21 protein-coding genes and 1 tRNA gene are annotated in these 23,157 nt (G+C 72.4%); 8 read left to right on the top strand and 14 right to left on the bottom strand.

From position 1 onward, the window contains the following. Nucleotides 1-36 precede the first annotated feature (36 nt). From OO63_RS10800 to OO63_RS10810, 3 genes are all read right to left on the bottom strand, one after another. Nucleotides 37-783 (bottom strand): glycosyltransferase family 2 protein, encoded by a 747-nt coding sequence (locus tag OO63_RS10800; protein ID WP_033264026.1) that lies wholly within the window; start codon nucleotides 781-783, stop codon nucleotides 37-39. Nucleotides 784-1,184: 401 nt separating this feature from the next. Further along, the gene (locus OO63_RS10805; protein WP_030359628.1) at nucleotides 1,185-5,258 is read right to left on the bottom strand and encodes an nSTAND1 domain-containing NTPase; all 4,074 of its coding nucleotides are present in this window, start codon (nucleotides 5,256-5,258) and stop codon (nucleotides 1,185-1,187) included. Between the two features lie 442 nt (nucleotides 5,259-5,700). Continuing rightward, nucleotides 5,701-6,273, bottom strand: coding sequence for a TetR/AcrR family transcriptional regulator (locus OO63_RS10810; RefSeq protein ID WP_199819512.1), 573 nt, complete (start codon nucleotides 6,271-6,273; stop codon nucleotides 5,701-5,703). 167 nt (nucleotides 6,274-6,440) lie between these two features. Here OO63_RS10810 and OO63_RS10815 point away from each other — a divergent pair, with 167 nt between their 5' ends. Continuing rightward, complete coding sequence (locus tag OO63_RS10815) at nucleotides 6,441-7,286, top strand: NmrA family NAD(P)-binding protein (protein WP_030359630.1); 846 nt, start codon at nucleotides 6,441-6,443, stop codon at nucleotides 7,284-7,286. A gap of 113 nt (nucleotides 7,287-7,399) precedes the next feature. Here OO63_RS10815 and OO63_RS10820 read toward each other — a convergent pair whose 3' ends face one another. Next, nucleotides 7,400-8,125: an HD domain-containing protein gene (locus tag OO63_RS10820; protein ID WP_051810743.1), complete on the bottom strand. Its 726-nt coding sequence runs from the start codon at nucleotides 8,123-8,125 to the stop codon at nucleotides 7,400-7,402. Continuing rightward, nucleotides 8,125-9,120, bottom strand: coding sequence for a GlxA family transcriptional regulator (locus OO63_RS10825; RefSeq protein WP_030359632.1), 996 nt, complete (start codon nucleotides 9,118-9,120; stop codon nucleotides 8,125-8,127). The genes OO63_RS10820 and OO63_RS10825 overlap by 1 nt, the downstream gene beginning before the upstream one ends. Nucleotides 9,121-9,269: 149 nt before the next feature. Here OO63_RS10825 and OO63_RS10830 point away from each other — a divergent pair, with 149 nt between their 5' ends. After that, complete coding sequence (locus OO63_RS10830; protein WP_030359633.1) at nucleotides 9,270-9,998, top strand: DJ-1/PfpI family protein; 729 nt, start codon at nucleotides 9,270-9,272, stop codon at nucleotides 9,996-9,998. 67 nt (nucleotides 9,999-10,065) lie between these two features. Here OO63_RS10830 and OO63_RS10835 read toward each other — a convergent pair whose 3' ends face one another. The 5 genes from OO63_RS10835 to OO63_RS10855 form a co-directional block, all read right to left on the bottom strand. Continuing rightward, nucleotides 10,066-10,398 (bottom strand): nucleoside triphosphate pyrophosphohydrolase family protein, encoded by a 333-nt coding sequence (locus OO63_RS10835; RefSeq protein ID WP_030359634.1) that lies wholly within the window; start codon nucleotides 10,396-10,398, stop codon nucleotides 10,066-10,068. Nucleotides 10,399-10,666: 268 nt separating this feature from the next. Next, nucleotides 10,667-11,098, bottom strand: coding sequence for an ARMT1-like domain-containing protein (locus tag OO63_RS10840; protein WP_030359635.1), 432 nt, complete (start codon nucleotides 11,096-11,098; stop codon nucleotides 10,667-10,669). Beyond that, entirely contained in the window at nucleotides 11,095-11,451 is a 357-nt protein-coding gene (locus OO63_RS46715; protein WP_030359636.1) for an AfsR/SARP family transcriptional regulator, read from the bottom strand. The genes OO63_RS10840 and OO63_RS46715 overlap by 4 nt, the downstream gene beginning before the upstream one ends. A gap of 430 nt (nucleotides 11,452-11,881) precedes the next feature. Then, nucleotides 11,882-11,955: transfer RNA gene (locus tag OO63_RS10850), tRNA-Pro, on the bottom strand. A gap of 111 nt (nucleotides 11,956-12,066) precedes the next feature. Beyond that, nucleotides 12,067-13,002 carry a metallophosphoesterase gene (locus tag OO63_RS10855; RefSeq protein ID WP_030359637.1) on the bottom strand — a complete coding sequence of 312 codons (936 nt, stop codon included), beginning with the start codon at nucleotides 13,000-13,002 and terminating at the stop codon, nucleotides 12,067-12,069. 110 nt (nucleotides 13,003-13,112) lie between these two features. Between OO63_RS10855 and OO63_RS10860 the strand changes: the two genes are divergently transcribed. Continuing rightward, nucleotides 13,113-13,580 (top strand): GatB/YqeY domain-containing protein, encoded by a 468-nt coding sequence (locus tag OO63_RS10860; protein WP_030359638.1) that lies wholly within the window; start codon nucleotides 13,113-13,115, stop codon nucleotides 13,578-13,580. Between the two features lie 186 nt (nucleotides 13,581-13,766). Here the strand turns inward: OO63_RS10860 and OO63_RS10865 are convergent, their stop codons facing one another. After that, complete coding sequence (locus tag OO63_RS10865; RefSeq protein WP_030359639.1) at nucleotides 13,767-16,013, bottom strand: transglycosylase domain-containing protein; 2,247 nt, start codon at nucleotides 16,011-16,013, stop codon at nucleotides 13,767-13,769. 407 nt (nucleotides 16,014-16,420) lie between these two features. Here OO63_RS10865 and OO63_RS10870 point away from each other — a divergent pair, with 407 nt between their 5' ends. Then, nucleotides 16,421-16,765 (top strand): WhiB family transcriptional regulator, encoded by a 345-nt coding sequence (locus OO63_RS10870; RefSeq protein ID WP_170316297.1) that lies wholly within the window; start codon nucleotides 16,421-16,423, stop codon nucleotides 16,763-16,765. A 267-nt stretch (nucleotides 16,766-17,032) separates the two neighbouring features. Here OO63_RS10870 and bagB read toward each other — a convergent pair whose 3' ends face one another. Continuing rightward, entirely contained in the window at nucleotides 17,033-18,388 is a 1,356-nt protein-coding gene (gene bagB, locus OO63_RS10875) for an ATPase BagB (protein ID WP_030359641.1), read from the bottom strand. Further along, nucleotides 18,385-19,359, bottom strand: a complete 975-nt coding sequence (bagA, locus tag OO63_RS10880; protein WP_030359642.1) for an ATPase BagA — start codon at nucleotides 19,357-19,359, stop codon at nucleotides 18,385-18,387. The genes bagB and bagA overlap by 4 nt, the downstream gene beginning before the upstream one ends. 132 nt (nucleotides 19,360-19,491) lie before the next feature. Here bagA and sp36 point away from each other — a divergent pair, with 132 nt between their 5' ends. The 4 genes from sp36 to OO63_RS10895 all read left to right on the top strand — a co-directional run bounded on the left by sp36 (nucleotide 19,492) and on the right by OO63_RS10895 (nucleotide 22,021). Then, a complete protein-coding gene (sp36, locus tag OO63_RS44625) occupies nucleotides 19,492-19,653 on the top strand; it encodes a Sp36 family protein (RefSeq protein ID WP_003975360.1) in 162 nt (53 codons plus the stop codon). Next, nucleotides 19,650-20,120: a RidA family protein gene (locus OO63_RS10885; RefSeq protein ID WP_030359643.1), complete on the top strand. Its 471-nt coding sequence runs from the start codon at nucleotides 19,650-19,652 to the stop codon at nucleotides 20,118-20,120. Before sp36 ends, OO63_RS10885 begins: the two co-directional genes overlap by 4 nt. A gap of 88 nt (nucleotides 20,121-20,208) precedes the next feature. Beyond that, on the top strand, nucleotides 20,209-21,129 hold the full coding sequence (locus OO63_RS10890) for an NUDIX hydrolase (RefSeq protein WP_030359644.1): 921 nt from the start codon (nucleotides 20,209-20,211) through the stop codon (nucleotides 21,127-21,129). Nucleotides 21,130-21,190: 61 nt separating this feature from the next. Continuing rightward, the gene (locus OO63_RS10895) at nucleotides 21,191-22,021 is read left to right on the top strand and encodes an MBL fold metallo-hydrolase (RefSeq protein ID WP_030359645.1); all 831 of its coding nucleotides are present in this window, start codon (nucleotides 21,191-21,193) and stop codon (nucleotides 22,019-22,021) included. Between the two features lie 195 nt (nucleotides 22,022-22,216). Here the strand turns inward: OO63_RS10895 and OO63_RS10900 are convergent, their stop codons facing one another. Further along, nucleotides 22,217-23,053, bottom strand: coding sequence for a nucleotidyltransferase domain-containing protein (locus tag OO63_RS10900; protein ID WP_033264016.1), 837 nt, complete (start codon nucleotides 23,051-23,053; stop codon nucleotides 22,217-22,219). Nucleotides 23,054-23,157 lie beyond the last annotated feature (104 nt).

Raw genomic sequence — 23,157 nt, forward strand, 5'->3', positions numbered from 1 at the left:
AGACGGTGGCGGTGGCGCGGTCGGGCGCGGGCCGGTTCAGTAGCGCCACTCGAACCCCCCGAGCGCCCGCGCCCGCGCCTGCACCACCGCCATCCGCACGTCCCGCTCCGCGGCGTCCGTGTGCGCGGGCTGACTCGTCGCCTGGCCGGGCCACTTGCGGTAGAGCAGGCCCACCTCGGCGGAGAACCAGCCGCGGGACACCGCGTTCAGGGCGAGGAGTAAACCGGTGTCCTCCGAGGCGGGGAGCGCCATCCAGCCGCCGAGGGCGACGAGCAGGTCGCGGCGTACGAAGAGCGTCGCCGGGTGGACCTGCGCGCGGTAGTCGTGCGCGGCCCAGTGGTCGAGGACGGTCCGGCGCTCGATCGGGCCCTGCCCGGGGTCCCCGGGGAACCCGACGGTGCTGCCGTCGGGCAGCAGGTCGAGGACGCGGGACGTGGCCCACCCCAGCGTCGGGTCGCTCTCCAGCGCGGCCAGATCGCGGGCCAGCGCACCGGGGGAGAGCTGGTCGTCGGCGTCGAGGACCTTCACGTACGGGCCGTCGGCGTGGCCCAGGGCTAACGTGCGGGCGACGCCGGGCCCACCGCGACGGCCCTGGCGGAACGTCACGCGGCCGTCGTCCGGGACGTGCGGGGCGACGCCGTCGCCGGTGCCGTCCTGCTGGATCACCCAGTGCCACTCCCACCCCTCGGGCAGCCGCTGCGCGCGCAGCGATTCGTAGGCGCCCGTGAGGTACGGGGCGGAGGGGCCGTGGACTGCCGTGATGATGACGACGCGCCTGCGCACGGCACGCACCACCTTTCCGTGGGAACGGTGAAGGGGTGACGTACACCCCTCAACGAGATATTCGCCGACAGGGGTTCGGACAGGGGGTAACAGGGGTTGCATGTAGGCGGAACAGATCTTTTGCCGTAATCCGGCCCGGTGCCGCGAGTATTGAAAGAGCTCTGCAATTCGGCGCGTCGGGGCATCGGCACATTGACGCATTGCGGAGGGCGCAATCGCGGTAAACGCACAGGTCGACGAGGGCATGGAAGGGCCCGATCGCTGGCGACGGGGGATGCACCAGCGATCGGGCTGTGCCCAACCGTAACAAGCCTGCTTGCGTGGGGGGAAGGAATGAGCGGGAGTTGGCCAGTTGTGAGCGGGATCACGCCCCCCGGCCGCGGTGGAAGAACTGTGAACCGTCACCTTTCGCACGGCGGTGCGTACGAGAGCCGGGGCAGATACTCACGCCAATTCTCCGGCGTCAGGACACCCTGTGTGGTCGAGCAAATACGGCGAATGGCCTCGTCGGTGTCCAGGTTCCACAACCGGACCGTATCCGTGCCGCTGGAAACTCCGAGCATGTGGCCGTGCGGGCTGAACGACAGGAAACTTCCGGTCTTGGCGTTGGGGCTCATCGACTGGCCGATCGGGGCGGTCCGCGCGGGCCGGCGCACGTCCCAGAGCCGGACCGTGTTGTCGTTTCCGCCGCTTGCCAGGGTGCGGCCGTCCTCGCTGAACGTCAGGGACACGAGCGCGTCGGTGTGGCCGGTGAGGGGCTTGCCGAGGCGGGTCGCGCGGCGCGGGTCGGTGATGTCCCAGAGCCGGACGGTGCTGTCGTCGCTGCCGCTGGCCAGGGTCTTGCCGTCCGGGCTGAGGACGAGGGTGTTGACGGGGCCGAGGTGGCCGGTGAGGGGCTTGCCGAGCGGGGTGGCGCGGCGTGGGTCGGCCACGTTCCAGAGCCGGAGGGTGGCGTCCGAGCTGCCGCTGGCGAGGGTGCGGCCGTCGGGGCTGAACGCGAGGTCGTTGACGTACCCCTTGTGGCCGGTGAGGGGGGCGCCGAGGGGGCGGGGGCGGGCCGGGTCGCTGACGTTCCACAGCCGGACGGTGCGGTCGTCGTAGGCCGTCGCGAGGACGCGCCCGTCGGGGCTGAAGGCCATCGCGGCCGCGAAGCGGGTGCGCAGTTCGACGGCGGGACCGTAGGAGACGGGGCGGGACGGGTCGCTCACGTTCCACAGCCGCACCGCGCGGGCCCCGGTGAGCACGGCGAGGGTGTCCCCGTCGGGGGAGAACGTCGGCGTGCGCACGGCCCCCGACCCTGGCTTGAACGGTTTGCTCAGCGCCTCGGGCCGCTCGGGCCGCCGTACGTCCCACAGCCGGACCTTCTCGTCGCGCGCGGCGGTGGCGAGCACCTTCCCGTCGGGGCGGAACGAGCCGATGCGGCCGATCATGTCCGACGTCGGGATCGACCACAGGCGGACCTTGTTGTCGCCGCTGCCCGTCGCGAGGGTGCGGCCGTCGGGGCTGAACCCGAGGGCGTACACCTCGCCGCCGCTGCCCGCGAGCGGCACGCCGACCTGCGAGGGGTGCGCCGGATCGCGGACGTTCCACAGGCTCGCTGTGCTGTCCGCGCTGGCGGCCGCGAGCATGGTCCCTGCAGGGTTGAAGGCCACCGACCAGACGGGTCCGGTGTGGCCGGTCAGGGGCGGGCCGAGGGAGGTCGCGCGGCGGGGGTCGGTGACGTTCCAGAGCCGCACGGTGTTGTCCGAGCCGCCGCTGGCGAGGGTGCGGCCCTCGTGGTCGAACGCCACCGAGTGCACCGTGTCCTTGTGGCCGGTGAGGACCCGCCCGACCGGCTTCGGGCGGCGCGGGTCCGCGGTGTCCCACAGCCTGATGGCGCCGCTGTCGCTCCCGGCCGCCAGGGTCCGCCCGTCGGGGCTGAAAGCCACGGAGCGCACGGCGGCGGTGTGGCCGGTGAGGGAGCCGAGCGCCTTCGGACGGCTCGGCCTGCGCACGTCCCACAGGCCGACGGTGTGGTCCTCGCTCGCGGAGGCGAGGGTGCGCCCGTCCGGGCTGAACGCGAGCAGGTAGATCGTGCCGCCGTGCCCGGTCACGGGCTTCCCGAGCGGGCGCGGGCGGTGCGGATCCCGTACGTCCCACAGCCGGATCGTGCCGTCGTCGGACGCGCTGGCGAGGGTGGTGCCGTCGGGGCTGAAGACGGCGGTGCTCACCCAGCTCCCGTGGCCGGTGAGGGGTTTGCCGAGGGGCTTGGGGCGGGACCGGTCGCGCACGTCCCACAGCCGGACGGTCCGGTCGTAGCTGGCGGTGGCGAGGAGCCGTCCGTCCGGGCTGAAGGAGGTGAGGTAGACGGCGCCGGTGTGGCCGAGCAAGGGGGTGGCGAGGGGCGCGTTGACGATGGAGATCAGCCGGTTCCTCGTGCCCTCGTCGTCCGGCCGGAGCCGGTGCGCCACCAGGTCGAGCTGGGCGGACAGGGACGGGTCGGTGGACTGGGCGCGGTCGGCCTGGGCGGTCACCTGCTCGAAGACCGCGTCGTTCCGCCCCGCCACCGCGTCGTTGCGCTGCTGCGAGGCGACCACCGCGGACACGACGGCCACCAGCGCCAGGGCGACCAGTGCCGCCACCGCGCCCCGGCTGATCCACAGGATGCGCCGGCGAAGACCGGCCGAAGCGGCCAGGAACTCAGCGGCGCCGCGGGTCAGGAAGGTGTCACCGGCGGACTCCGCCCAGGCGCGGGCCCGCTCCAGGCGCGAACCCCGGTACAGCAGCGCCGCGTCCCTGCCGGAGTCCTCCCAGGCCCTGCCGTCCTCCTCCAGGCGCTGGCGCAGCAGATGGTCGCCGCGGTCCGCGTCGATCCAGTCGCGCAGGCGCGGCCAGGCGTGCAGGAGTGCCTCGTGCGTGATCTCCACGGTGTCCGCGTCGAGGGTCACGAGCCGGGCGCGGACGAGCGCCTCCAGGGACTCCTCGGTCTTGTCCGGGTTCGCCGACTCCGCCGCCAGCTGCCGCCGCGTCCCTCGTCTGCGGGTGGCCTGGGTGTCCTCGCCGAGGTGGACGAGGCGGAGCAGCAGGAGCCGCGCGGCGGAGCGTGCCGCCGGGTCGAGGCCGGACCAGGCGCGCTCGGCGGTCGCGGCCACCGCGCCCTGGATGCCGCCCGCCGCGCGGTACCCGGCCAGCGTCAGCTTCCCCGTCTTGCGCCGCTGCCAGGTGGCGAGCAGGGCGTGGGAGAGGAGCGGCAGGACGCCCGCGTCGTGCGCGCCGCGCGGCCCGCCCGTGCTCACCTCCCGCACGATCAGCTCCGCGAGCCCGGGTTCGAGTTCGAGCCCGACGGCCTTGGCCGGTCCGGTCACCGCGGTCCGCAGCTCCGTGGTGGTCAGGGGGCCGAGCACCATGTGCCGGTGCTGGAGCGCGTCGGCCAGCTCGGGGTAGCCGAGGCACTCCTCGTAGAAGTCGGCGCGGATGCCGAGGACGACCAGGGCGAGGGCGGGGTCGGGGTCGCCGGGGCCACCTTGGCCACCTGGTTCGCCGGGCGAGCAGGCGGCGTGCAGGAGCTGGATGAACGTGCGCCGTTCCGCCTCGTCGGAGCAGAGGGTGAAGGCTTCCTCGAACTGGTCGACGATGAGGACGGGCCGGGGGGAGGGGGGAGCCTCGGGCTCGGGCTCGGGGGTGTCCTGGCCCTCGGACGCGACGGCGTCGCCCTGCCCCTCGGCCCATGCGGTGAGCGACGCCCGTACGGCGGCGGCGAACCGGGGCGTATCGGCGTCCCCGTCCGCGACGGCGTCGGCGAGCCCCGGTATGCGACCGGTCAGCTCACCGACGGGCTCGGCGCCCGGCACCAGCTGCACCACCGGGCCGTACCCCGCACCCGGGGCGCCGCCCTGCAAGGTGGGCACAAGACCGGCGTTGAGCAGGGAGGACTTCCCCGCCCCCGAGGCGCCCACGAGCACGACGAGGCCGCCGGACCGCTCGGCCGCGCGGAGCTGGGCGACGAGGGCGTCGACGCCGCGCTCCCGGCCGAAGAACCACTGCGCGTCCTGCTCGCGGTACGGGGCGAGCCCGCGGTAGGGGCACACGGCGGGCACGGCCGGGGCGTCGGCGGGGGGCCGCTCCTCGTCCTCACCGGCGGCCGCGGCCCGGTCGGCGGGGTCGGCGACGGAGAGCTCCCAGAGGCGCTGCCACTGGGCGAGGTCGTACAGTCCCGCGGACACCGGAGTGGGCCGCTTGCGCCGGGCCTCGGGTATGAGGACGTGCAGGACCGCGGCGAGGGCGGCGAAGTGGGCGGGCACGTTCCTGGCGCGCCGCCAGTCGCTGATGCGCTGCGCGGACACCCGTACGGGCCGCCCGCGATCGTCGACGCGCTGGAGCTGCCCGACCGCTTCGGCGACGCGCTTGAGGGGCGGATTTCCGGCCTCCTGATACAGCAGCGCGAGGCGTTCCGCGAAGGCCGTACGCGCCCCCGAGTCGGAACCCAAGGCCTCCACCCCTTCACTCCGCCACACCTGGTCATCCGGACCGGAAAACTCACTTTATACGCCTGACCTGCGGCGAAGTGGGCCGGATGAGACCGGAAGCTCCTCAGCCGGACCCTCAACTGGCAGGATCGCGGCGCAGTAGCGAACCAACCGCGAGGCGTCAGGGCAGGCCACCGGGCCCTGCGCCCGGAGAGGTGACTCATGGCGCTGCACCCTCCTGGCTGGTTTTCGCCGGAGTTATAAGCGGTGGCGAGGGTTCCGGTTCACGGACTCGCCAGACACGTGGAGAACAGGTCGCACCCGGACCGCTGCCACGTCGACCGTGACTCCGGACCTCATCGATCCACGCCGCTCCGGCGCGGGTCGACGCCGCCCGCCTCGTTAGGTACCGGTCCCCACGAGGGGAGGGACCGGTACCGATACGACGCGGCGGCTCTTGCCGGTAGGCCGGTCAGGCGCCGCCGGTCCCACCGGGGCCGCCCGGACCGCCGACGCCACCGAGGCCGTCGAGCCAGTCGTTCAGGCGTGCGCCCTGGCCGACCATCACCTCCGGGTCGCGGAGGGCGTTGGCCAGCAGGGACATGCCCTGGTACGCGCCCACGAAGGCGAGCGCGAGCCCGCCCGGATCGGGCAGCCCCAGCTCACGGAACTGCCGCTCGGCCCAGTCGAGCAGCTGCCGGACGACCCGGCCCGCCTCCTCGTCGAGCCCGCCCACGGACCGCTTGTCGAGCTCGGCGGCCAGGGTGCCGGTGGGGCAGCCGTACCGCGCCGCGGTGTCCCGCCGCTCGACCCACATACCGACCAGCGCCTTGAGCCGCTCCCGCGGATCGGGCAGCGCGTCGAGCCCTGCGGTGAGCGCGGCGAGATGCCCGGAGTGCTCGGCGAGCGCGGCCTGGACCAGCTCGTCCTTGGTCTTGAAGTAGTAGTAGACGTTCCCGACGGGCACGTCCGCGGCGGCCGCGATGTCGGCGATGGTGGTGCGCTCGACGCCCTGCTGGTGCAGGACCTGGGCGGCCGCGGCCATGAGCCGCTGCCGCTTCCCGGAGCCGCGACGCTTCCCTGAGTCAGTCACCTGACTAACTATAGACAACTGCCCCGGAGCTCGTGCTAGCGTCCGCATGAGTTAGTCAACTAACTAACAAGCGAACCGGCTAACCAGCCAACCAACTCGCAATCACGCAGGGAGACGACATGATCGTGGTGACCGGAGCGACGGGAAACGTGGGCCGATCGCTGGTGCGGACGCTCGCGGCGGCGGGCGAGAAGGTCAGGGCGACATCCCGGGGGATCTCGGCGCGGGACGTGCCGGACGGGGTCGACTGGCGCCGGGCGGACCTGGCCGACGTCGAGAGTCTGCGCGCCACCTTCGACGGCGCGCGGGCCCTGTTCCTCCAGAGCGGCGGCGCGAGCGCCCACCTGCTCGACCCGGGGGCCATCCTCGACGCGGCCGGGGCGGGCGGTGTGGAGCGGGTGGTGCTGCTGTCCTCGCAAGGGGTGGCGACCCGGCCGGACTCACCGTCGCACGGCGCGCTGATGCGGTCGATCGAGGACGCGGTGCGGCGGTCGGGGGTCGAGCGGACGATCCTGCGCCCCGGCGGGTTCGCGTCCAACACCTACGCCTGGGCCGATTCGGTACGTACGTCACGTACCGTCGCGGCGCCGTTCGGCGACGTGGGTCTGCCGGTGATCGACCCGGCCGACATAGCGGAGGTGGCCGCGACGGCGCTGCGCGACCCCGCTCACGCGGGCCGGACCTACGAACTCACGGGCCCGGCCCTGATCACCCCCCGCCAGCAGACGGAGGCGATCGCCGCGGCCCTCGGCACCCCGATCCGCTTCACCGAACAGACCCGCGACGAGGCCCGCGCCCAGCTGCTCCACTTCATGCCCGAGCCCGTCGCCGACACGACCCTCGCGATCCTCGGCACCCCCACCCCCGAGGAGGCCCGCGTCAGCCCCGACGCCGAGCGGATCCTCGGCCGCGCGCCGCACACGTACGCGGAGTGGGCGCGGCGGAACGGGGCGGCGTTCCGCTGACACGGGAACGGGGCGGCGTTCCGCCGGCGTGGCTTCCCGGCACGGTTACGCGGCGTCCCGCAGTGCCGCGAGCGCCGGCTGATGCTGCCCCTCGCCGGCGCCTGACGCGCCGCTCAGTCGCCCCAGCCGCTCGCGTCGAGGACCATCTGCCAGGTGGTGTAGGGGAGTTCGGGGTGGAGCTGGTGGAGGATCTCGCCCGGCAGGGTCATCGGCGGGGCCGTGGCCGGGTCGGAGAGGCTGCGGGACTCCAGGGCCGCGCCGAGGGCGCGGGCCCCGCCGAGGCGGGGGTAGGCGGCGTGCACGCGGGAGGCGTAGCCGCGCGGCAGGTCGTCGGGGCCGCCCTCGATGTCGAGGAGGATGCCGCGCTGCGCCGCACCGATCTCCGGCGGGCGGCGGTTCCGGTGGACGGGGGAGGCCGCGAATCCGGGCGAGGTGTGCAGGGCGATGCCGTCCCAGACGGCGTCCACGCGGGAGTCGGTGATGCCGTTGTCCTCCAGGAAGCGCGCCGCCAGGTCGGCGCCCGCGACCTCGAACCGCTGCCGATCGTCCGCGGCCCGCTCGGTCAGTCCCAGGTCGTGCAGCGCGCAGATGAGGAACAGCACCTCCTCGTCGTAGTCCTCCCCGGGCCGACACCCGGCCTGCGCGGCGGCGGCGCGCCCGAACAGGAAGGCGCGCAGGCTGTGATTGCGCAGGTACGGCGGCGCCGCCTCGTCCACGAGGCCGAGGGCGCTGCGGGAGAGGTCCGTGCCGGGGAACGACAGGTCCTGGGTGGGGTCGGTGTCGGCGTCGCTGCTGGTGCCGGTGGCCAGGGCATCGCGGTGCGGCGGATGTGCGGGCATCAGTTCTCTTCTCTCCTCGGTCTGTCGGGACGTGAGGCACGGGCGGAGGAGGCCGACGCGCGGAACCGCTCCCGATACACCGCGGGCGGCGCGTTGAGCACGCGCAGGAACACCCGCCGCATCGTCTCGTCCGTGCCGAACCCGCAGGCGCGTGCAATGGTGTGCACACCGGCGTCGCAGGATTCGAGCATCGCCTGCGCGGCCTCCAGACGGACGCGTTCCACGTACTGCCCGGGGGTGCCGCCGACTTCGCGGCGGAAGAGGCGGGTGACGTGGCGTTCGCTGACGGCGAGCCGCTCGGCCATGGCGGCGAGGGTGTGGTTCCCACCGGGGTCGGCCACGACGGCATCCAGGACCCGCCGCAGCCCGGGGCTGCGGGGCGGGGTCACCGCGCTCCGTACGCTGAACTGCGACTGACCGCCGGGGCGTTGGAGGAAGACGACGAGGTTCTTGGCGGTGGTGCGCGCCACCTCGGGGCCGTGGTCCTCCTCGACCAGCGCAAGCGCCAGGTCGATGCCCGCCGTCACGCCGGCGGAGGTGATGACGGGCCCGTCGCGTACGTAGATGGAGTCGGGCTCCACCCGCACCCGCGGGAAGAGCCTCGCCAGCGTTTCGCACTCGGCCCAGTGCGTCGTGGCCCGCCTGCCGTCCAACAGCCCGGCCTCCGCGAGCAGATACGCGCCGGTGCAGGCGGACGCCGTGCGCCGCGCGCCCGCGCCGATGCGGCGTACGTGCGCGATCAGCTCCGGCGGATGCCCGTGGCCGCTCACCGTCGGATAGCCCGGCACCAGCACCGTGTCCACGGTCTCGGGGACGTCCTCCACGGCCAGTTCGACCCCCAGCGGGATCCCCGTGTCGGTCACCACGGAACGCCCGCGGGGCGAGGCGAGCCGCACCCGGTAGCCGGTCCCGTGCAACACCTGCACCGGCCCCGCCACATCGAGCAGCACCACGCCGTCCCCCACGACCACGACCACATCGACCTCGGTCCTCATGCCCCTCAGTCTCGGCACCCGGCCAGCAGGTCCTCAAGGACCAGCAGCCCACACATCCGGACATCCCCTTCCACACGTCGCAGGCCCGAGGAGACAGTCGTCCGGGGCCGTCACCCCTCCGACCCCGACCGACCCAAGGAGCACATGACATGCAGCGACGACACATTCTCCGTACGGGCGCCGTGGCCACGGCCGCGACCGCACTGGGCCTCGGCACCTCCTCCGCCACCGCCTCTGCCGCCACCGCCGAGGGGAAGAGCGGGCGCACCCGTGAACTGCGCGTGCACACGGTCCTGTTCGACGACGTTGAGGAGCAGGACTTCGCGGGCCCCGTCGAGGTGCTCGGCATCCTCAGGGACGCGGGCAAGTGCCGGATCACGCAGAGCTTCGTCACCGCCGACGGCCCCCGCACCGTACGGACGTCCTCCGGCATGTACATCGACGTACGCGACCCCTGGGCCCCGGAGGACGCGGACGTCCTGCTGGTGCCCGGCGGGGGCTACGGGAAGGGGTCCGGGGTCGACGACGAGATCAAGCGCGGCGTACTCCCGCGTGCCCTGGCCAGAGCCGAGCGGCCCGGTCTGATCATGGGCGGGATATGCACCGGCGTCATGCTCATGTCCGCGGCGAAGATCACCCGAGGCCGTCCGTGCACGACGCACTTCGCGGCCCGCGAGGATCTGGCCGATCAGGGCGGGAAGCTCACGTTCGGGCGGGTGGTGGACGACGGCGACCTGATCACTTGCGGCGGCGTCACCTCGGGCCTCGACCTGGCCCTCTGGCTCGCCGAGCGCCTCTACGGCCCGAAGACCGCGCTGCTCGCCGAGATGATCCTGGAGTACGAACGCAGGGGCACCGTCTGGCGCGCGGAGGCCTGACCACAGCGAACAAGCTCGCCGTTCACGCCTGCTCGTCGTCGGCGCTCACGGTCGGCGCGGGGCGCCGTCAGTTCACCCACCCCTCCCGGCGGTACGAGGCCAGCTTCTGCGACGTGAGCTCCCGGAGGTCGTCGACGCAGCCGTAGTGCATGGCGATCGTCACGGCACAGCGCACCACGTCGAGCACCTCCTTGGTGAGGTCTCCGACGTCCGGTTCGCCGTGGCGGTCGCGCTTGAGCCCCATGCCCTCCAAGTGGTTGACCTGCTGGGCGACTTCCCCCGTCTCTTCGGCGAGGCGGGAGACGAGGTGAAAGATCTCGTTGTGGCGGGGGAAGCGGGCGATCGCCCCGGCGGCGAGGCGTTCCACTTCGTCCAGCCAGTCGGCTTCGAGGTCAGGCATGGGGACTCCAGGAAGGGGTGGGGACGACGGGTGTTCCGGTGAGCTGCTGCAGCCTCCTGCGCACCCTTCCCCGCTCGCTCTCCAGCGCAACGCGCGTTCTGGGTGCGACCCGTTCGGCGAGCGCGTCGAGCCGACGCCACTCGTCGCGGAGCGCGGCGGGTGCGGTGCACTCCTTGCGCCGCTCACGGTCCGTCAAAGTGCTCCAGCACAACCTGACGTGCCGACCGTCGGCGTAGCGCCGCGTACGGAAGCGGCGTCCTTCGAAGCCTCAGTTCGTGTACTCACCAGGCTCGGAGCGGACCAGGAACAGCGGTGCCGTGGCCGCGTTCACCCCCATCGCCCCTTCGTTGAACTCGCTGACCAGCACGAATCCGGTGTACGTCACCTTGCTGATGCCGCCCTGGAACATCTCGTGGACATTGGTGCCCTTCACGAACACGCAGTCCGCTTCGTGCAGGGCACGGGCCAGCTCCGGGGACAGCTTGCGCAGGTTGGCCGTGGCCATGCTCGGGCCAGTCGTGCACACGTCCGTTGCCCGCAGCCGGTCGACGCCAAGTGCCCGCAGCCGCGGCGAGTCGAGCAGGCGGAGCACGAGAGGCGCGTCGGCGTCGGTGTAGCAGGGCAGGGACTTGGGCACCAAGGTGAGCCGCAGTCGCGGATTGGCCTCCATGAGGCGGTCGAGCAGCAGAAGATCGATCACGGTCTCGGCGCAGTCGGCAGTGGCGCGGTGGACTTCTGGCGGGGGCCGGGCGCTGGCTCCGGTTGCTCCGGCTGTTCCGGTGCCTCGTCCGTCTCCGCACCGGATCCGACGAGGCTGAGCGACTCCGGGGAGGCGGGGACGAGGGTGGGGTCGCGCTCGAGGATGCGCCGGTGCAGTCCCTCCAGCTCCGGCCCGGGCTCCACCCCGAGCTCGTCGATGAGCAGTCGCCGGGCGTCGCGGAAGACGGCAAGGGCGTCGGCCGACCGCCCCGCCTGATACAGGGCCGTCATCAGCAGCCCGTAGGGCCGCTCGCGCAACGAATGCTCGGTGGTCAGCTCGGTGAGCTCCGGCACGCAGCGCGCGGCGCCCCGGTCTGAGCAGGAGCGTGGCGAGCATCGCCTGCTGCTGCGGATATCCCACGGGCAACGAGGTGCTGTCCCGGAGGATGCGCAGGGGGGTCGAGCAGCGAGAACTGGAGAGACGCCATGGTGCCTGACTCTTCTCAAGACAGTTGGTTGGGCTAGCCATGGATTATTCGTGGTGGAAGAGGGCTCCGCGCCCGCGCATGCCTCCGCGCTGAGGGCTGACGTGGTCTCCAGCTCAGGCCATGGCCCTGGTGGGCGCTGCCCGCATTGCCTCGATCCGCGGTGCGCTGTCGGAGCTGAGGGTCGCTGACCTCGCTGGAGGGAGGTCGGCTCCCCCATGGCTCCCAAGAGGCTCGAGAAACGAGTCAGGGGCATGATCCGATCTCTCGGATCATGCCCCTGAACTGGTACTTCACTGTCGGGGTGGCGGGATTTGAACCCACGACCTCTTCGTCCCGAACGAAGCGCGCTGCCAAGCTGCGCCACACCCCGATGTCGTTGTTCCGGCGGTCCTGCTGGGCAGGTCGCGGCGACATCGATTACTTTAGCGGACCGGTGGCCGGAGACGAAATCCGGTTTTGCGGGGTGGGGCGCGGGTGAGGCTCAGGCGGCCGGGGAGCGTTCCGTGAGGGTCAGGAGGGTGGCCTCCGGGGGGCACGCGAAGCGGAGGGGGGTGTAGCGGCTGGTGCCGCAGCCCGCGGAGACGTGCAGGTAGGACGTGTGGCCCTCGGCCTCGTGCGTCGACAGGCCCTTCACCCGGTCCGTGTCCAGATCGCAGTTGGTGACCAGCGCCCCGTAGAAGGGGATGCACAGCTGGCCGCCGTGGGTGTGGCCGGCGAGGACCAGGGGATAGCCGTCGGCCGTGAAGGCGTCGAGGGCGCGCAGGTACGGGGCGTGCACGACGCCCATCGAGAAGTCCGCGTCGGCCACCGGGCCGCCTGCCACGCGCGCGTACCGGTCCCTCTTGATGTGCGGGTCGTCCAGTCCGGTCAGCGCGATGTCGTAGCCGTCGATCTTCAGCGAGCCGCGGGTGTTCGTGAGGTTCACCCAGCCCGCCGCGTCGAAGCCGTCCCGCAGGTCCTCCCACGGGTTGTGGACCGCCCCGACCACGGGCTTGTTGCCGTTGAGGCCGTGGCGGCCCTGCATCTTCTCGATCAAGTAGCGCCCGGGGTTGCGGAGCGTCGGGCCGTAGTAGTCGTTCGAGCCGAAGACGTACGCCCCGGGGAAGGACATCAGCGGGCCGAGCGAGTCCAGGACCTCGGGCACGCCCTGCGGGTCCGACAGGTTGTCGCCCGTGTTGATCACGAAGTCGGGGCGGAGGCCCGCGAGCGACTGCAGCCAGCGCTGCTTCTTGCGCTGACCGGACACCATGTGGATGTCGGAGACCTGGAGCACGCGCAAGGGGCGCATTCCGGCGGGGAGCACCGGGACCGTCACCCGCCTCAGCCGGAAGAAGCGGGCCTCGATGCCCACCGAGTAGGCGATTCCGGCCGCGGCCGTCGCCGTGATTCCCAGAGGTACTGCGTATCGCGCGCGCATGCCTCCATCGTGTCAGACCCCGTACGCCCGCCGGCCGCCCCGGGGCCCCCGGGCGGCCGCCCCCGGAAATGAGGGGGCCACACACGCGGTCCACCTGCCACAATTGCCCCATGACCACGCTCAAGTCGAAGCTTCAGGACGACCTCAACGCCGCGATCAAGGGGCGCGACGAGCTGCGCTCCTCGACGCTGCGGATGACGCTCGCCGCCGTGCAGAAGGAGGAGGTCGCGGGCAAGGAGAAGCGCGAGCTCTCCGACGACGAGGTGCAGAAGGTGATCACCCGCGAGGCGAAGAAGCGCCGCGAGGCCGCCGACGCCTTCTCCCAGGGCAACCGCCCCGAGCAGGCCGAGCGCGAGATGGCGGAGGGCGAGGTGCTCGCCGAGTACCTGCCGCAGCAGCTCTCCGACGACGACCTGGAGCAGATCGTCGCCGCGGCCGTCGCCGAGGCCAAGGGCGCGGGCGCCGAGGGGCCGCGTGCCATGGGCCAGGTCATGAAGATCGTGAACCCGAAGGTCGCCGGGCGCGCGGAGGGCGGCCGGGTCGCCGCCACGGTCAAGAAGCTCCTGGCCGGAAGCTGAGTTTCCGCGCTCTCGTACGTCGGCGGGGTGCCGTCTCGTACGTCGTGGGGTGCCGTCTCGTACGTCGGTGGGGCGCCGCCCGAGTCGAACTTCCCGACTCGGGCGGCGCCCCATCTGTTCTGTCTATGCGTATGCGGTTGACCCGTGGGGCGGCGTGCTCAGAGGCCCCGAGGCCCCCGGCCCGGCCTAGTCCCGCCAGCCCCCGGGCCCGCCGCCCCCACCGCCGATGACCCCGGGCAGGTCCGGCCACGGGCTGTCGTCATCGTCGTCGCCACCGCCACCGTTGTGGCCGCCGTTGCCGTTGCCCGGCTTCCCGTCGTCGCCGCCGTTGCCGCCGTCGCCGTCCCCGCGGTCCCGGTCCCGGTCCCGGTCCTTGTCGCCGGGCAGGCGCACCGTCTCGAAGTCGGGGTCGGGCTTGCCCTCCAGGGCGCCGCTCATGGCGTCGCGCCAGATCGGTCCCGGGACCTCGCCGCCGAAGACCTTGCCGTAGGGGCGGCCGCCGATGGTGATGTTGACCATGCGGCGGTCGTGGGCCGGGTCGCCGACCCAGACGGCGCCGGACATGTTCGGGGTGTAGCCCGCGAACCAGGCGGCGTAGCGGAAGTCCGTCGTACCGGTCTTGCCCGCGCTGTCGCGGGAGCCGAGGCCGGCCTGCTTGCCGGTGCCGTCCTCGACCACGCCCTTGAGGAGGGTGTTGATCGTGTCGGCGGTCCGCTCGGACATGGCCTGCGAGCACGTGGACTTCGGCACCGGCAGGGACTTGCCCCCGAGGGTGCGGATCGACTCGATGGCGATCGGCGTGCAGTACTTGCCGCGCGCCGCGAAGGTCGCGTACGCGCTGGCCATCGTCAGGGGCGAGACCTCCTGGGTGCCGAGCGCGATCGACGGCGCCTGGTCCATCGGCTTGCCGTTGGCGCGCTGGACGCCCATCTTGTCGGCCATCTTCGTCACCGGGCAGATGCCGATGTCGCCGATCATCTCCACGAAGTAGGTGTTGACCGACTTCGCGGTGGCCTCCCGCATGCGGTAGGGGCCGACCTCGGACTCGTTCTCGTTGGTGAGCTTCTGGTTGCCGTAGTTCTTCCAGGTCTTGCCGTCACAGGCGGAGACCCGGTCGGGGTAGGGCATCTCGTACGGCGAGTCGTACCGCTTGCCCGGAGACATGCCGCGCTCCAGGGCCGCCGCGGCCACGATCGGCTTGAACGTCGAACCGGGCTGGTAGCCCGCGCCGCCGCCCATGTTGTCGTCGACGGAGAGGTTGATCTCCGTCTCGTTCTTGCGGTAGCCGAACGGGCGGGACTGGCCCATGCCGAGGATCTTGCCGGTGCCGGGCTCGACGATGGTGGCGGCGGTCGCCACGTCGTCGGTCTGGTAGACGTGATCCTTGATCGAGGCCTGCACCGAGGTCTGGGTCTGCGGGTCGAGCGTCGTCCTGATGCGCAGGCCGCCGCGGTTCCACAGCTTGGCCCGGGCCTCCTTGGTCTTGCCGAAGACCGGGTCGTTCAGGAAGGTCTTCTCGACGTACTTGCAGAAGAAGCCGGCGCCCTTCACGGCGGTGATGCAGCCGTTCTTGGGGCGGCTGACGTCCAGGCCGAGCTTGGTCTGCTTCGCCTCGTCGGCCTCACGCTGCGAGATGTCGTGCGTCTCGGCCATGCGCTGGAGCACGACGTTGCGGCGCTGCTTGGCCTCGGCCGGGTCGTTCACCGGGTCGTAGCGGCTCGGCGACTGCACGATGCCGGCGAGGAGGGCGGCCTCCTGGAGCTTGAGGTCCTTGGCGGGCTTGGAGAAGTACCGCTGGGAGGCGGCCTCGACGCCGTACGCCTGCTGACCGAAGTACGTGATGTTCAGGTAGTTCTTGAGGATCCGCTTCTTGCCGAGCTCCTCCTCGACCTGGATCGCGTACTTCAGCTCGCGGATCTTGCGGCCGAGGGTCTGCTGGGTGGCCTCGGCGACCTTGTCCGGGTCGTCGCCGGCCTCCTCCACGAAGACGTTCTTCACGTACTGCTGCGTGAGCGTGGAGGCGCCCTGCGCGACGCCGCCGCTCTGCGCGTTCTGGTTCACCGCGCGCAGGATGCCCTTGAGGTCCACCGCGCCGTGCTCGTAGAAACGGGAGTCCTCGATCGCGACGATCGCCTTCTGCATGTACGGCGAGATGCCCTTCAGCGGCACCACCGTGCGGTCGCGCGAGTACACCGTGGCGATGGCGCCGCCCGCCGAGTCCAGGATCGTGGTGCGCTGGCTCAGCGGCGGCTGCTTCAGGTTGGCCGGGATCTCGTCGAAGCCCTCGACCGACCCCTTGGCCGCGAGGCCGATCACGCCCGCCGCGGGCAGCGCGATCCCGGCGAGCACCGCGCCCGCGAGCACGCTCACGCCCAGGAACTTGGCGGCCTGCTGCGCGGGGGAGAGACCACCGCCCGATCGCTTGTTTGCCATGGGGGCAGCCTACGTTCTGATTCGCCGGACACGCGTATATGCCTTGGCCTAAGCTGCTCTCAACTGTCACAGCAGTGCGGTCGCGCAACAAGCCTCGTGCCACGCCGAGTGCGGGACGAGCGCAGGACGAGTACAGCCGGAAGCGATGTCCGAATCCGCCTCGTCCGTCTCCTCGCGTCCGCTGTGACCCAGCTGAACTGCCCGCATTTGCCGGGTTGGTCACGCATGTCGCCAGCTCACTCCGTCGGGTGATCTGCCGCTTACGCATAGTCCGTTCGGGCCATTCAAGATTGGGCCCGCAGGGGGTGTTGCGCTGTGCCCACCTTCCGTAACGTCCTCAACTGGCGGCGGTGAATATGCCGCTGCCGCCGTGGGGGAGCCTCGATTCGGGAGAGGACGGCGCCGGTATGGGCTGGGTAACCGACTGGAGTGCGCAGGCCGCCTGCCGCACTACCGATCCGGATGAACTGTTCGTACAAGGAGCAGCGCAGAACAGGGCCAAGGCGGTGTGCACCGGCTGCCCGGTGCGCACGGAGTGCCTGGCCGACGCGCTGGACAATCGCGTCGAGTTCGGCGTGTGGGGTGGCATGACAGAGCGGGAGCGCCGCGCACTGCTGCGCAGGCGTCCCACGGTCACCTCGTGGCGCAGGCTCCTTGAGACAGCACGCTCCGAGTACGAGCGTGGCACGGGCCTGCTGCCCGTGGACTTGGACGACGAGGAGACCTACGAGAGTTACGCGGCCGTGGGCTGAGCCCTCGTCGCGCAGCACCACGCCGCGTCGTAACGCCATGCCAGGTGGCACCACGCGGCATCCGTCGCAGCACCACCGCCGACCACCGGCCCCCAGGAGTGCCGCCGTTCACAGGCGGCACCGGGGCCGCCGGGCAGCCTGACACACGGGCTGTGCGACACCTGACGTATGGGCTGTACGCCAGGTGATTCGACAGCGCGTGTCAGGACGGGCGGTGTCCTGTGCGGCAGAGGTACGAAGGGCGTGCGCGCACGCCTGGACGGGCGGTCACGCGTGGTCACCGGTGGCCGCGGCGAGCCGCTCGCCGATCGCGCGCAGGCCGTCGAGGTCGTGCACGTCGCCCGGCAGCGCGGCCACCTCCGCCACGGCCACCTCCGGGTGCAGCGCGGTGAAGCGGTCCCGGGTGTGCCGCTCGCGGGCGAGCAGCCGCATGCGCTCGGCGTGCAGCCGCAGCAGGCCCGCGGTCAGCTGCTCGACGGACGCGCCGGAGTCGTCGTCTTTGGTTGAAGGAGAAGTACCGATCGCCTCAGGGGAGTTGGGAGCCTCGGACTCTGAGGAGTTACGCAGACCAACATTCCCGCCCTCCTGATCCACAATGCCGCCCGCCCCAAGATTTTCCTCGACGGCGCCCCCGGCGTCCGCCCCGGAGCCCGCCGCCGCCTTCGCCCCGCGGCTCTCCGCCACCTCCTCCTCAAGCCCCTCCGCGGCGGCCAGCGCCCGCTCCGCCGACAGCTCGGCGGCACCGCTGCCGTGCACCCGGTTCAGGACGAGCCCCGCCAGCGGCATGTCGTCCGCAGCGAGACGCTCCACGAAGTACGCCGCCTCCCGCAGCGCGTCCCGCTCCGGCGACGCCACCACGAGGAATGCCGTCCCCGGCGCCTGAAGCAGCCGGTACGTCGCGTCGGCCCGCTTGCGGAAGCCGCCGAACATCGTGTCCATCGCGGCCACGAAGGTCTGCACGTCCCGCAGGAGCTGGCCCCCGAGCAGCTTGCCGAGCGCCCCCGTCATCATCGACATCCCGACGTTCAGGAACTTCATCCCGGCCCGGCCGCCCACCTTCGCCGGGGCCATCAGGAGCCGGATCAGCTTCCCGTCCAGGAAAGAACCAAGCCGCTTCGGGGCGTCCAGGAAGTCGAGGGCGCTGCGCGACGGCGGGGTGTCCACCACGATCAGGTCCCACTCGTCGCGGGAGCGCAGCTGCCCCAGCTTCTCCATCGCCATGTACTCCTGCGTGCCCGCGAAGCCCGCCGAGAGCGACTGGTAGAAGGGGTTGGAGAGGATCGCCCTGGCCCGGTCCGCGTCCGCGTGCGCCTCGACGATCTCGTCGAAGGTGCGCTTCATGTCCAGCATCATGGCGTGCAGTTCCCCGGCGCCCTGGACGTCCTTCACCCGCCGCGGCACGTTGTCCAGCGAGTCGATGCCCATGGACTGCGCCAGCCTGCGCGCCGGGTCGATCGTCAGGACCACCACCGTGCGGCCCCGCTCGGCGGCGCGCAGGCCGAGGGCGGCCGCCGTGGTCGTCTTGCCGACGCCGCCGGAGCCGCAGCACACCACGATGCGGGTCTTCGGGTCGTCGAGCAGGGCGTCGACGTCGAGCGGGTCACCTGCCGGGTCGAGGCTCATGAAACCCCCTGCTGTCGCAGTTCGGTGGCGAGTTCGTACAGACCCCCGAGGTCCAACCCGTCGGCCAGCAGGGGCAGTTCGTGCAGCGGCAGGCCGTGCTCGCCGAGCACGGCCCGCTGGGCGCCCTCCAGGGCGTACCGCTCGGCGTACTCGGCGGCCTGGGCCAGGAGCGGGTCCACGAGCCGTCCCGCGGCGCCGCGGGCCCCGCCGAGCCCCGCGGCCGCCAGGGTCTTGGCGATGGCCGTACGGGGCGTGCGCTCCAGGCCGAGCTCAAGATCCGCCTCGTCCAGGAGGGCCGGGCGCACCATGTTCACGATGACGCGGCCGACCGGGAGGCCGGCGGCGCGCAGCTCGGCGATGCCGTCCACGGTCTCCTGGACGGGCATCTCCTCCAGGAGCGTCACCAAGTGCACGTCCGTCTCGGGGGACTTGAGGACCCGCATGACGGCCTGCGCCTGATTGTGTATCGGCCCGATCTTGGCGAGCCCCGCCACCTCGTCGTTCACGTTGAGGAAGCGCGTGATGCGGCCCGTCGGCGGGGCGTCCATGATCACGCAGTCGTACGCGTACCGGCCCCGCTTGTCCTTGCGGCGCACCGCCTCGCAGGCCTTGCCGGTCAGCAGGACGTCGCGCAGACCGGGCGCGATGGTGGTCGCGAAGTCGACGGCGCCGAGCTTCTTCAGGGCGCGGCCCGCGCTGCCCAGTTTGTAGAACATCTGGAGGTAGTCCAGAAGGGCCAGTTCGGGGTCGATGGCGAGGGCGTACACCTCCCCGCCCCCCGGAGCGACGGCGATCTTCCGCTCCTCGTAGGGCAGCGCCTCTGTCTCGAAGAGCTGCGCGATGCCCTGTCTGCCCTCGACCTCCACGAGGAGGGTGCGTTTGCCCTCCGTCGCGAGGGCGAGCGCGAGGGCCGCGGCCACCGTGGTCTTGCCGGTACCGCCCTTGCCGCTGACGACCTGGAGCCTGCTCACGTATTCGAGCCTAACCAGTCGCCCGGCGGGCTACGCATGTGGCTGCCCCCCACCGGCCCCTGACCCGCCCCTTAGGGGCGCCGGACAGCGGGTGTTCGCGAGGCCCCTGGTGCCAGGCATTACAGTCGCCGTATGACCAAGTGGGAATACGCAACCGTGCCGCTGCTCGTCCATGCCACGAAGCAGATTCTGGACACCTGGGGCGAGGACGGCTGGGAGCTCGTCCAGGTCGTGCCCGGGCCGAACAACCCCGAGCAGCTGGTGGCCTACCTGAAGCGGGAGAAGCAGGCATGAGCGGCGTGGTCGAGGCCCGGATCGCCGAGCTGGGCCTGGCCCTGCCCGGCGTCGTCCCGCCGCTCGCGGCGTACCGGCCGGCGATCCAGTCCGGCGTGTACGTGTACACGGCAGGACAGCTGCCCATGGTGGACGGCAAGCTGCCGGTCACCGGCAAGGTCGGCGCGGAGGTCACGCCGGAGGAGGCCAAGGACCTGGCCCGCACCTGCGCCCTGAACGCCCTCGCGGCGGTCAAGTCGGTCGCGGGCGAGCTCGACCGCATCGCGCGCGTCGTGAAGGTCACCGGCTTCGTCGCCTCGGCCCCCGACTTCACCGGCCAGCCGACCGTCCTCAACGGCGCCAGCGAACTCCTCGGCGAGGTCCTCGGCGACAAGGGCGTGCACGCCCGCAGCGCGGTGGGCGTGGCGGTGCTCCCGCTGGACGCGCCGGTCGAGGTCGAGATCCAGGTGGAGCTGCTGCCGCAGTAGCGGGTCGGGGGCGCCGACGCGGTCGCCGTACAGGTCGGCGTACCAGAGGCCCCTCGAACATCCGCACCACACCGGATAGCCTCCGCCCATGGCAAATGGGCAGTGGTACCCACCGGAGTGGCCCGACCGCGTCCGCGCCCTCGCGGCAGGCGAACTGACGCCTGCCGCGCCCCGCCGGGCGGCCACGGTCATGCTCCTGCGGGACACCGGAGACCCCCGGGACACCGGAGGCACCGGAGACACCGGTGGCCGACCGGACACCGGCGCGGGCCCCGAGGTGCACATGCTGCGCCGCAGCACCTCGATGGCCTTCGCGGGCGGCGCCTACGCCTACCCCGGCGGCGGCGTCGACCCCCGCGACGACGACCACCACGTCCGCTGGGCGGGCCCGCCGCGCACCGCGTGGGCGGCCCGCCTCGGCGTGGGCGAGACGGCGGCCCAGGCCATCGTGTGCGCGGCCGTGCGCGAGACGTACGAGGAGGCGGGCGTCCTGCTCGCCGGGCCGACCCCGGACACCGTCATCGACGACACCACCGGCGACGACTGGGAGGCGGACCGCGTCGCCCTGGTGGCCCGCGACCTCTCCTTCGCCGAGTTCCTCGACCGCAGGGGCCTGGTCCTGCGCAGCGATCTGCTCGGCGCGTGGGCCCGCTGGATCACCCCGGAGTTCGAACCGCGCCGCTACGACACGTTCTTCTTCGTCGCCGTGCTCCCGGCCGGCCAGCGCACCCGCGCCGTCTCCACGGAGGCGGACCGCACCGTCTGGATCCGCCCCCGGCAGGCCGCCGAGCGCTACGACCGCGGCGAGCTCCTGATGATGCCGCCGACCATCTCCACGCTGCGCCAGCTCGACGGCTGCGCCACCGCCGCCGACGCCCTGGCCGCCGCCGGGTCCCGCGACCTCACCCCGGTCCTGGCCAGGGCCCGCCTGGAGGACGGCGAGCTGATCCTGTCCTGGCCGGGCCACGACGAGTTCACCAAGCACATCCCGGTGGGCGGCACCGCATGAGGCGACCCGCCGCCGCCCCACGGCACCGCACCCACCCGGAACCGACGGGAGTCACCCCCGCATGACCGAAGCAGCCGCCCTCCCCGGCCAGCCCCGCGGCGGCGTACTCAGCGGCCCCGCCACCGCCCGCGCCGTCAACGTCCTCGCGCCCAACCCGTCGGCGATGACCCTGGACGGCACCAACACCTGGATCGTCGCGGAGCCGGATTCCGGCCTCGCGGTCGTCATCGACCCGGGCCCGCTCGACGAGGCGCACCTCGCCCACGTGATCGCGACGGCAGAGGAGCAGGGCACGCGCGTCGGACTCACCCTGCTCACGCACGGCCACCCCGACCACGCCGAGGGCGCCGCGCGCTTCGCGGAGCTGACGGGCACCAAGGTCCGCGCCCTCGACCCGGCGCTGCGCCTCGGCGACGAGGGCCTGGCGGCGGGCGACGTGATCACGACGGGTGGCCTGGAGCTGCGCGTCGTACCGACGCCCGGGCACACCGCCGACTCCCTCTGCTTCCATCTGCCCGCCGACCGGGCCGTCCTGACGGGCGACACGATCCTCGGGCGCGGCACGACGGTCGTCGCCCACCCCGACGGCCGCCTCGGCGACTACCTGGACTCGCTGCGCCGCCTGCGCTCCCTCACCGTCGACGACGGCGTGCACACGGTGCTCCCGGGCCACGGCCCGGTCCTGGAGGACGCCCAGGGCGCCGTCGAGTTCTATCTGGCGCACCGGGCGCACCGCCTGGCCCAGGTGGAGACGGCGGTCGAGGACGGGCACGTGGCGCCGGGCGACGTGGTGGCGCACGTGTACGCGGACGTGGACCGCTCGCTGTGGCCCGCGGCGGAGCTTTCGGTGCGGGCGCAGCTGGACTACTTGCGGGAGCACGGGCTCATCTAGGGCGGGTCCGGCGGGTTCGGCTGGTTCGGCTGGTTCGGCTGGTTCGGCTGGTTCGGGGGGTTCGGCTGGTTCGGGGGGTTCGGCGAGTTCGGTGGGGCCGGGCGGTCGGCCGGGGTCCGTCCGGTCAGTCGTCGGTACGGCGTCGCACGGGATCAGGTCCCGGTGCGCGGCCCGACGGACGCGCCGGAGGACTCTCTAGTGCGCCCCGGGCCCGGCCTGTTGCGGGCGCGGGGTCTTCGCTCCGTGTACCGCCGTGTACTCCTCGGCGAGCCAGGGCCCGATCACGTCGGTGTACTCCCGCAGCGCGGCGGCGTCGGCGACCGGGTCGAGGGCCAGGGCGGCCGCCGCCCGCATCGGGTCGGCCCACTCGGGGTAGTACCGCGCGAACGCGGCCGCCATCTCCGTGAGGTCGCTGGTCCAGCCGCCCCAGCGCGGCATGACGAGCGTGAAGCCGGTGCGGACGAGGTGCCGGGAGGCGCGGCGGACCAGGGCGCGCAGGGCTTGGGGGTCGTCGGCGGCCGCGGCGGCCTGCTCGCGCCAGCGGGGCAGGAACAGGGCGAGGTCGCCGTTGGTCTCGCGGGCGAGGAGGCCGTCGGGCCGGTAGCGGGGCAGGAATTCGGCCAGGTCCTCGCCGAGCAGGGGCGTGCAGAGGCAGGCCACGAACCAGCCGAGGTCGCACGTCTCCAGGTCGCTCAGGACGGCCGTGCGGCTCGCGAGCAGGATGCCCACGCCGTCGACCTCGGTGAACTCCTTGTCGACGGCGGTGGCGACGGCGTCCGCGTCGGCGTGGTCCTCCGGCGTCGGCTCCGCGCGCAGGACGAGCAGCAGGTCGAGGTCGGAGCGGCCCGCGCGGGCGGCGCCGCGGGGCACGGAGCCGTACAGGTACGCGCTGTCGAGGCGCTTGCCGAAGGTCTCCGCGACGCGGTCGCGCGCGGCGGCGACGACGGGCCTGAACGCGTCGCCCACCCGCCCCAGCGAGCCCTCACGCTCGATGTAGCCCTGACTGTCCAGTCCCCGACTGACGGTGCCCATGGGCCCACTGTGCAGCGTGCCGGGCCCCGGGGCACGTAAATTCCGCCCTGAGGCCGCCTGGTGGCGTGGCGCGGGCGGCTGGGCTCGGGTGCTGGCGCCTCCGC

The organism is Streptomyces alboflavus, assembly GCF_000716675.1.
Lineage (GTDB): Bacteria > Actinomycetota > Actinomycetes > Streptomycetales > Streptomycetaceae > Streptomyces > Streptomyces alboflavus.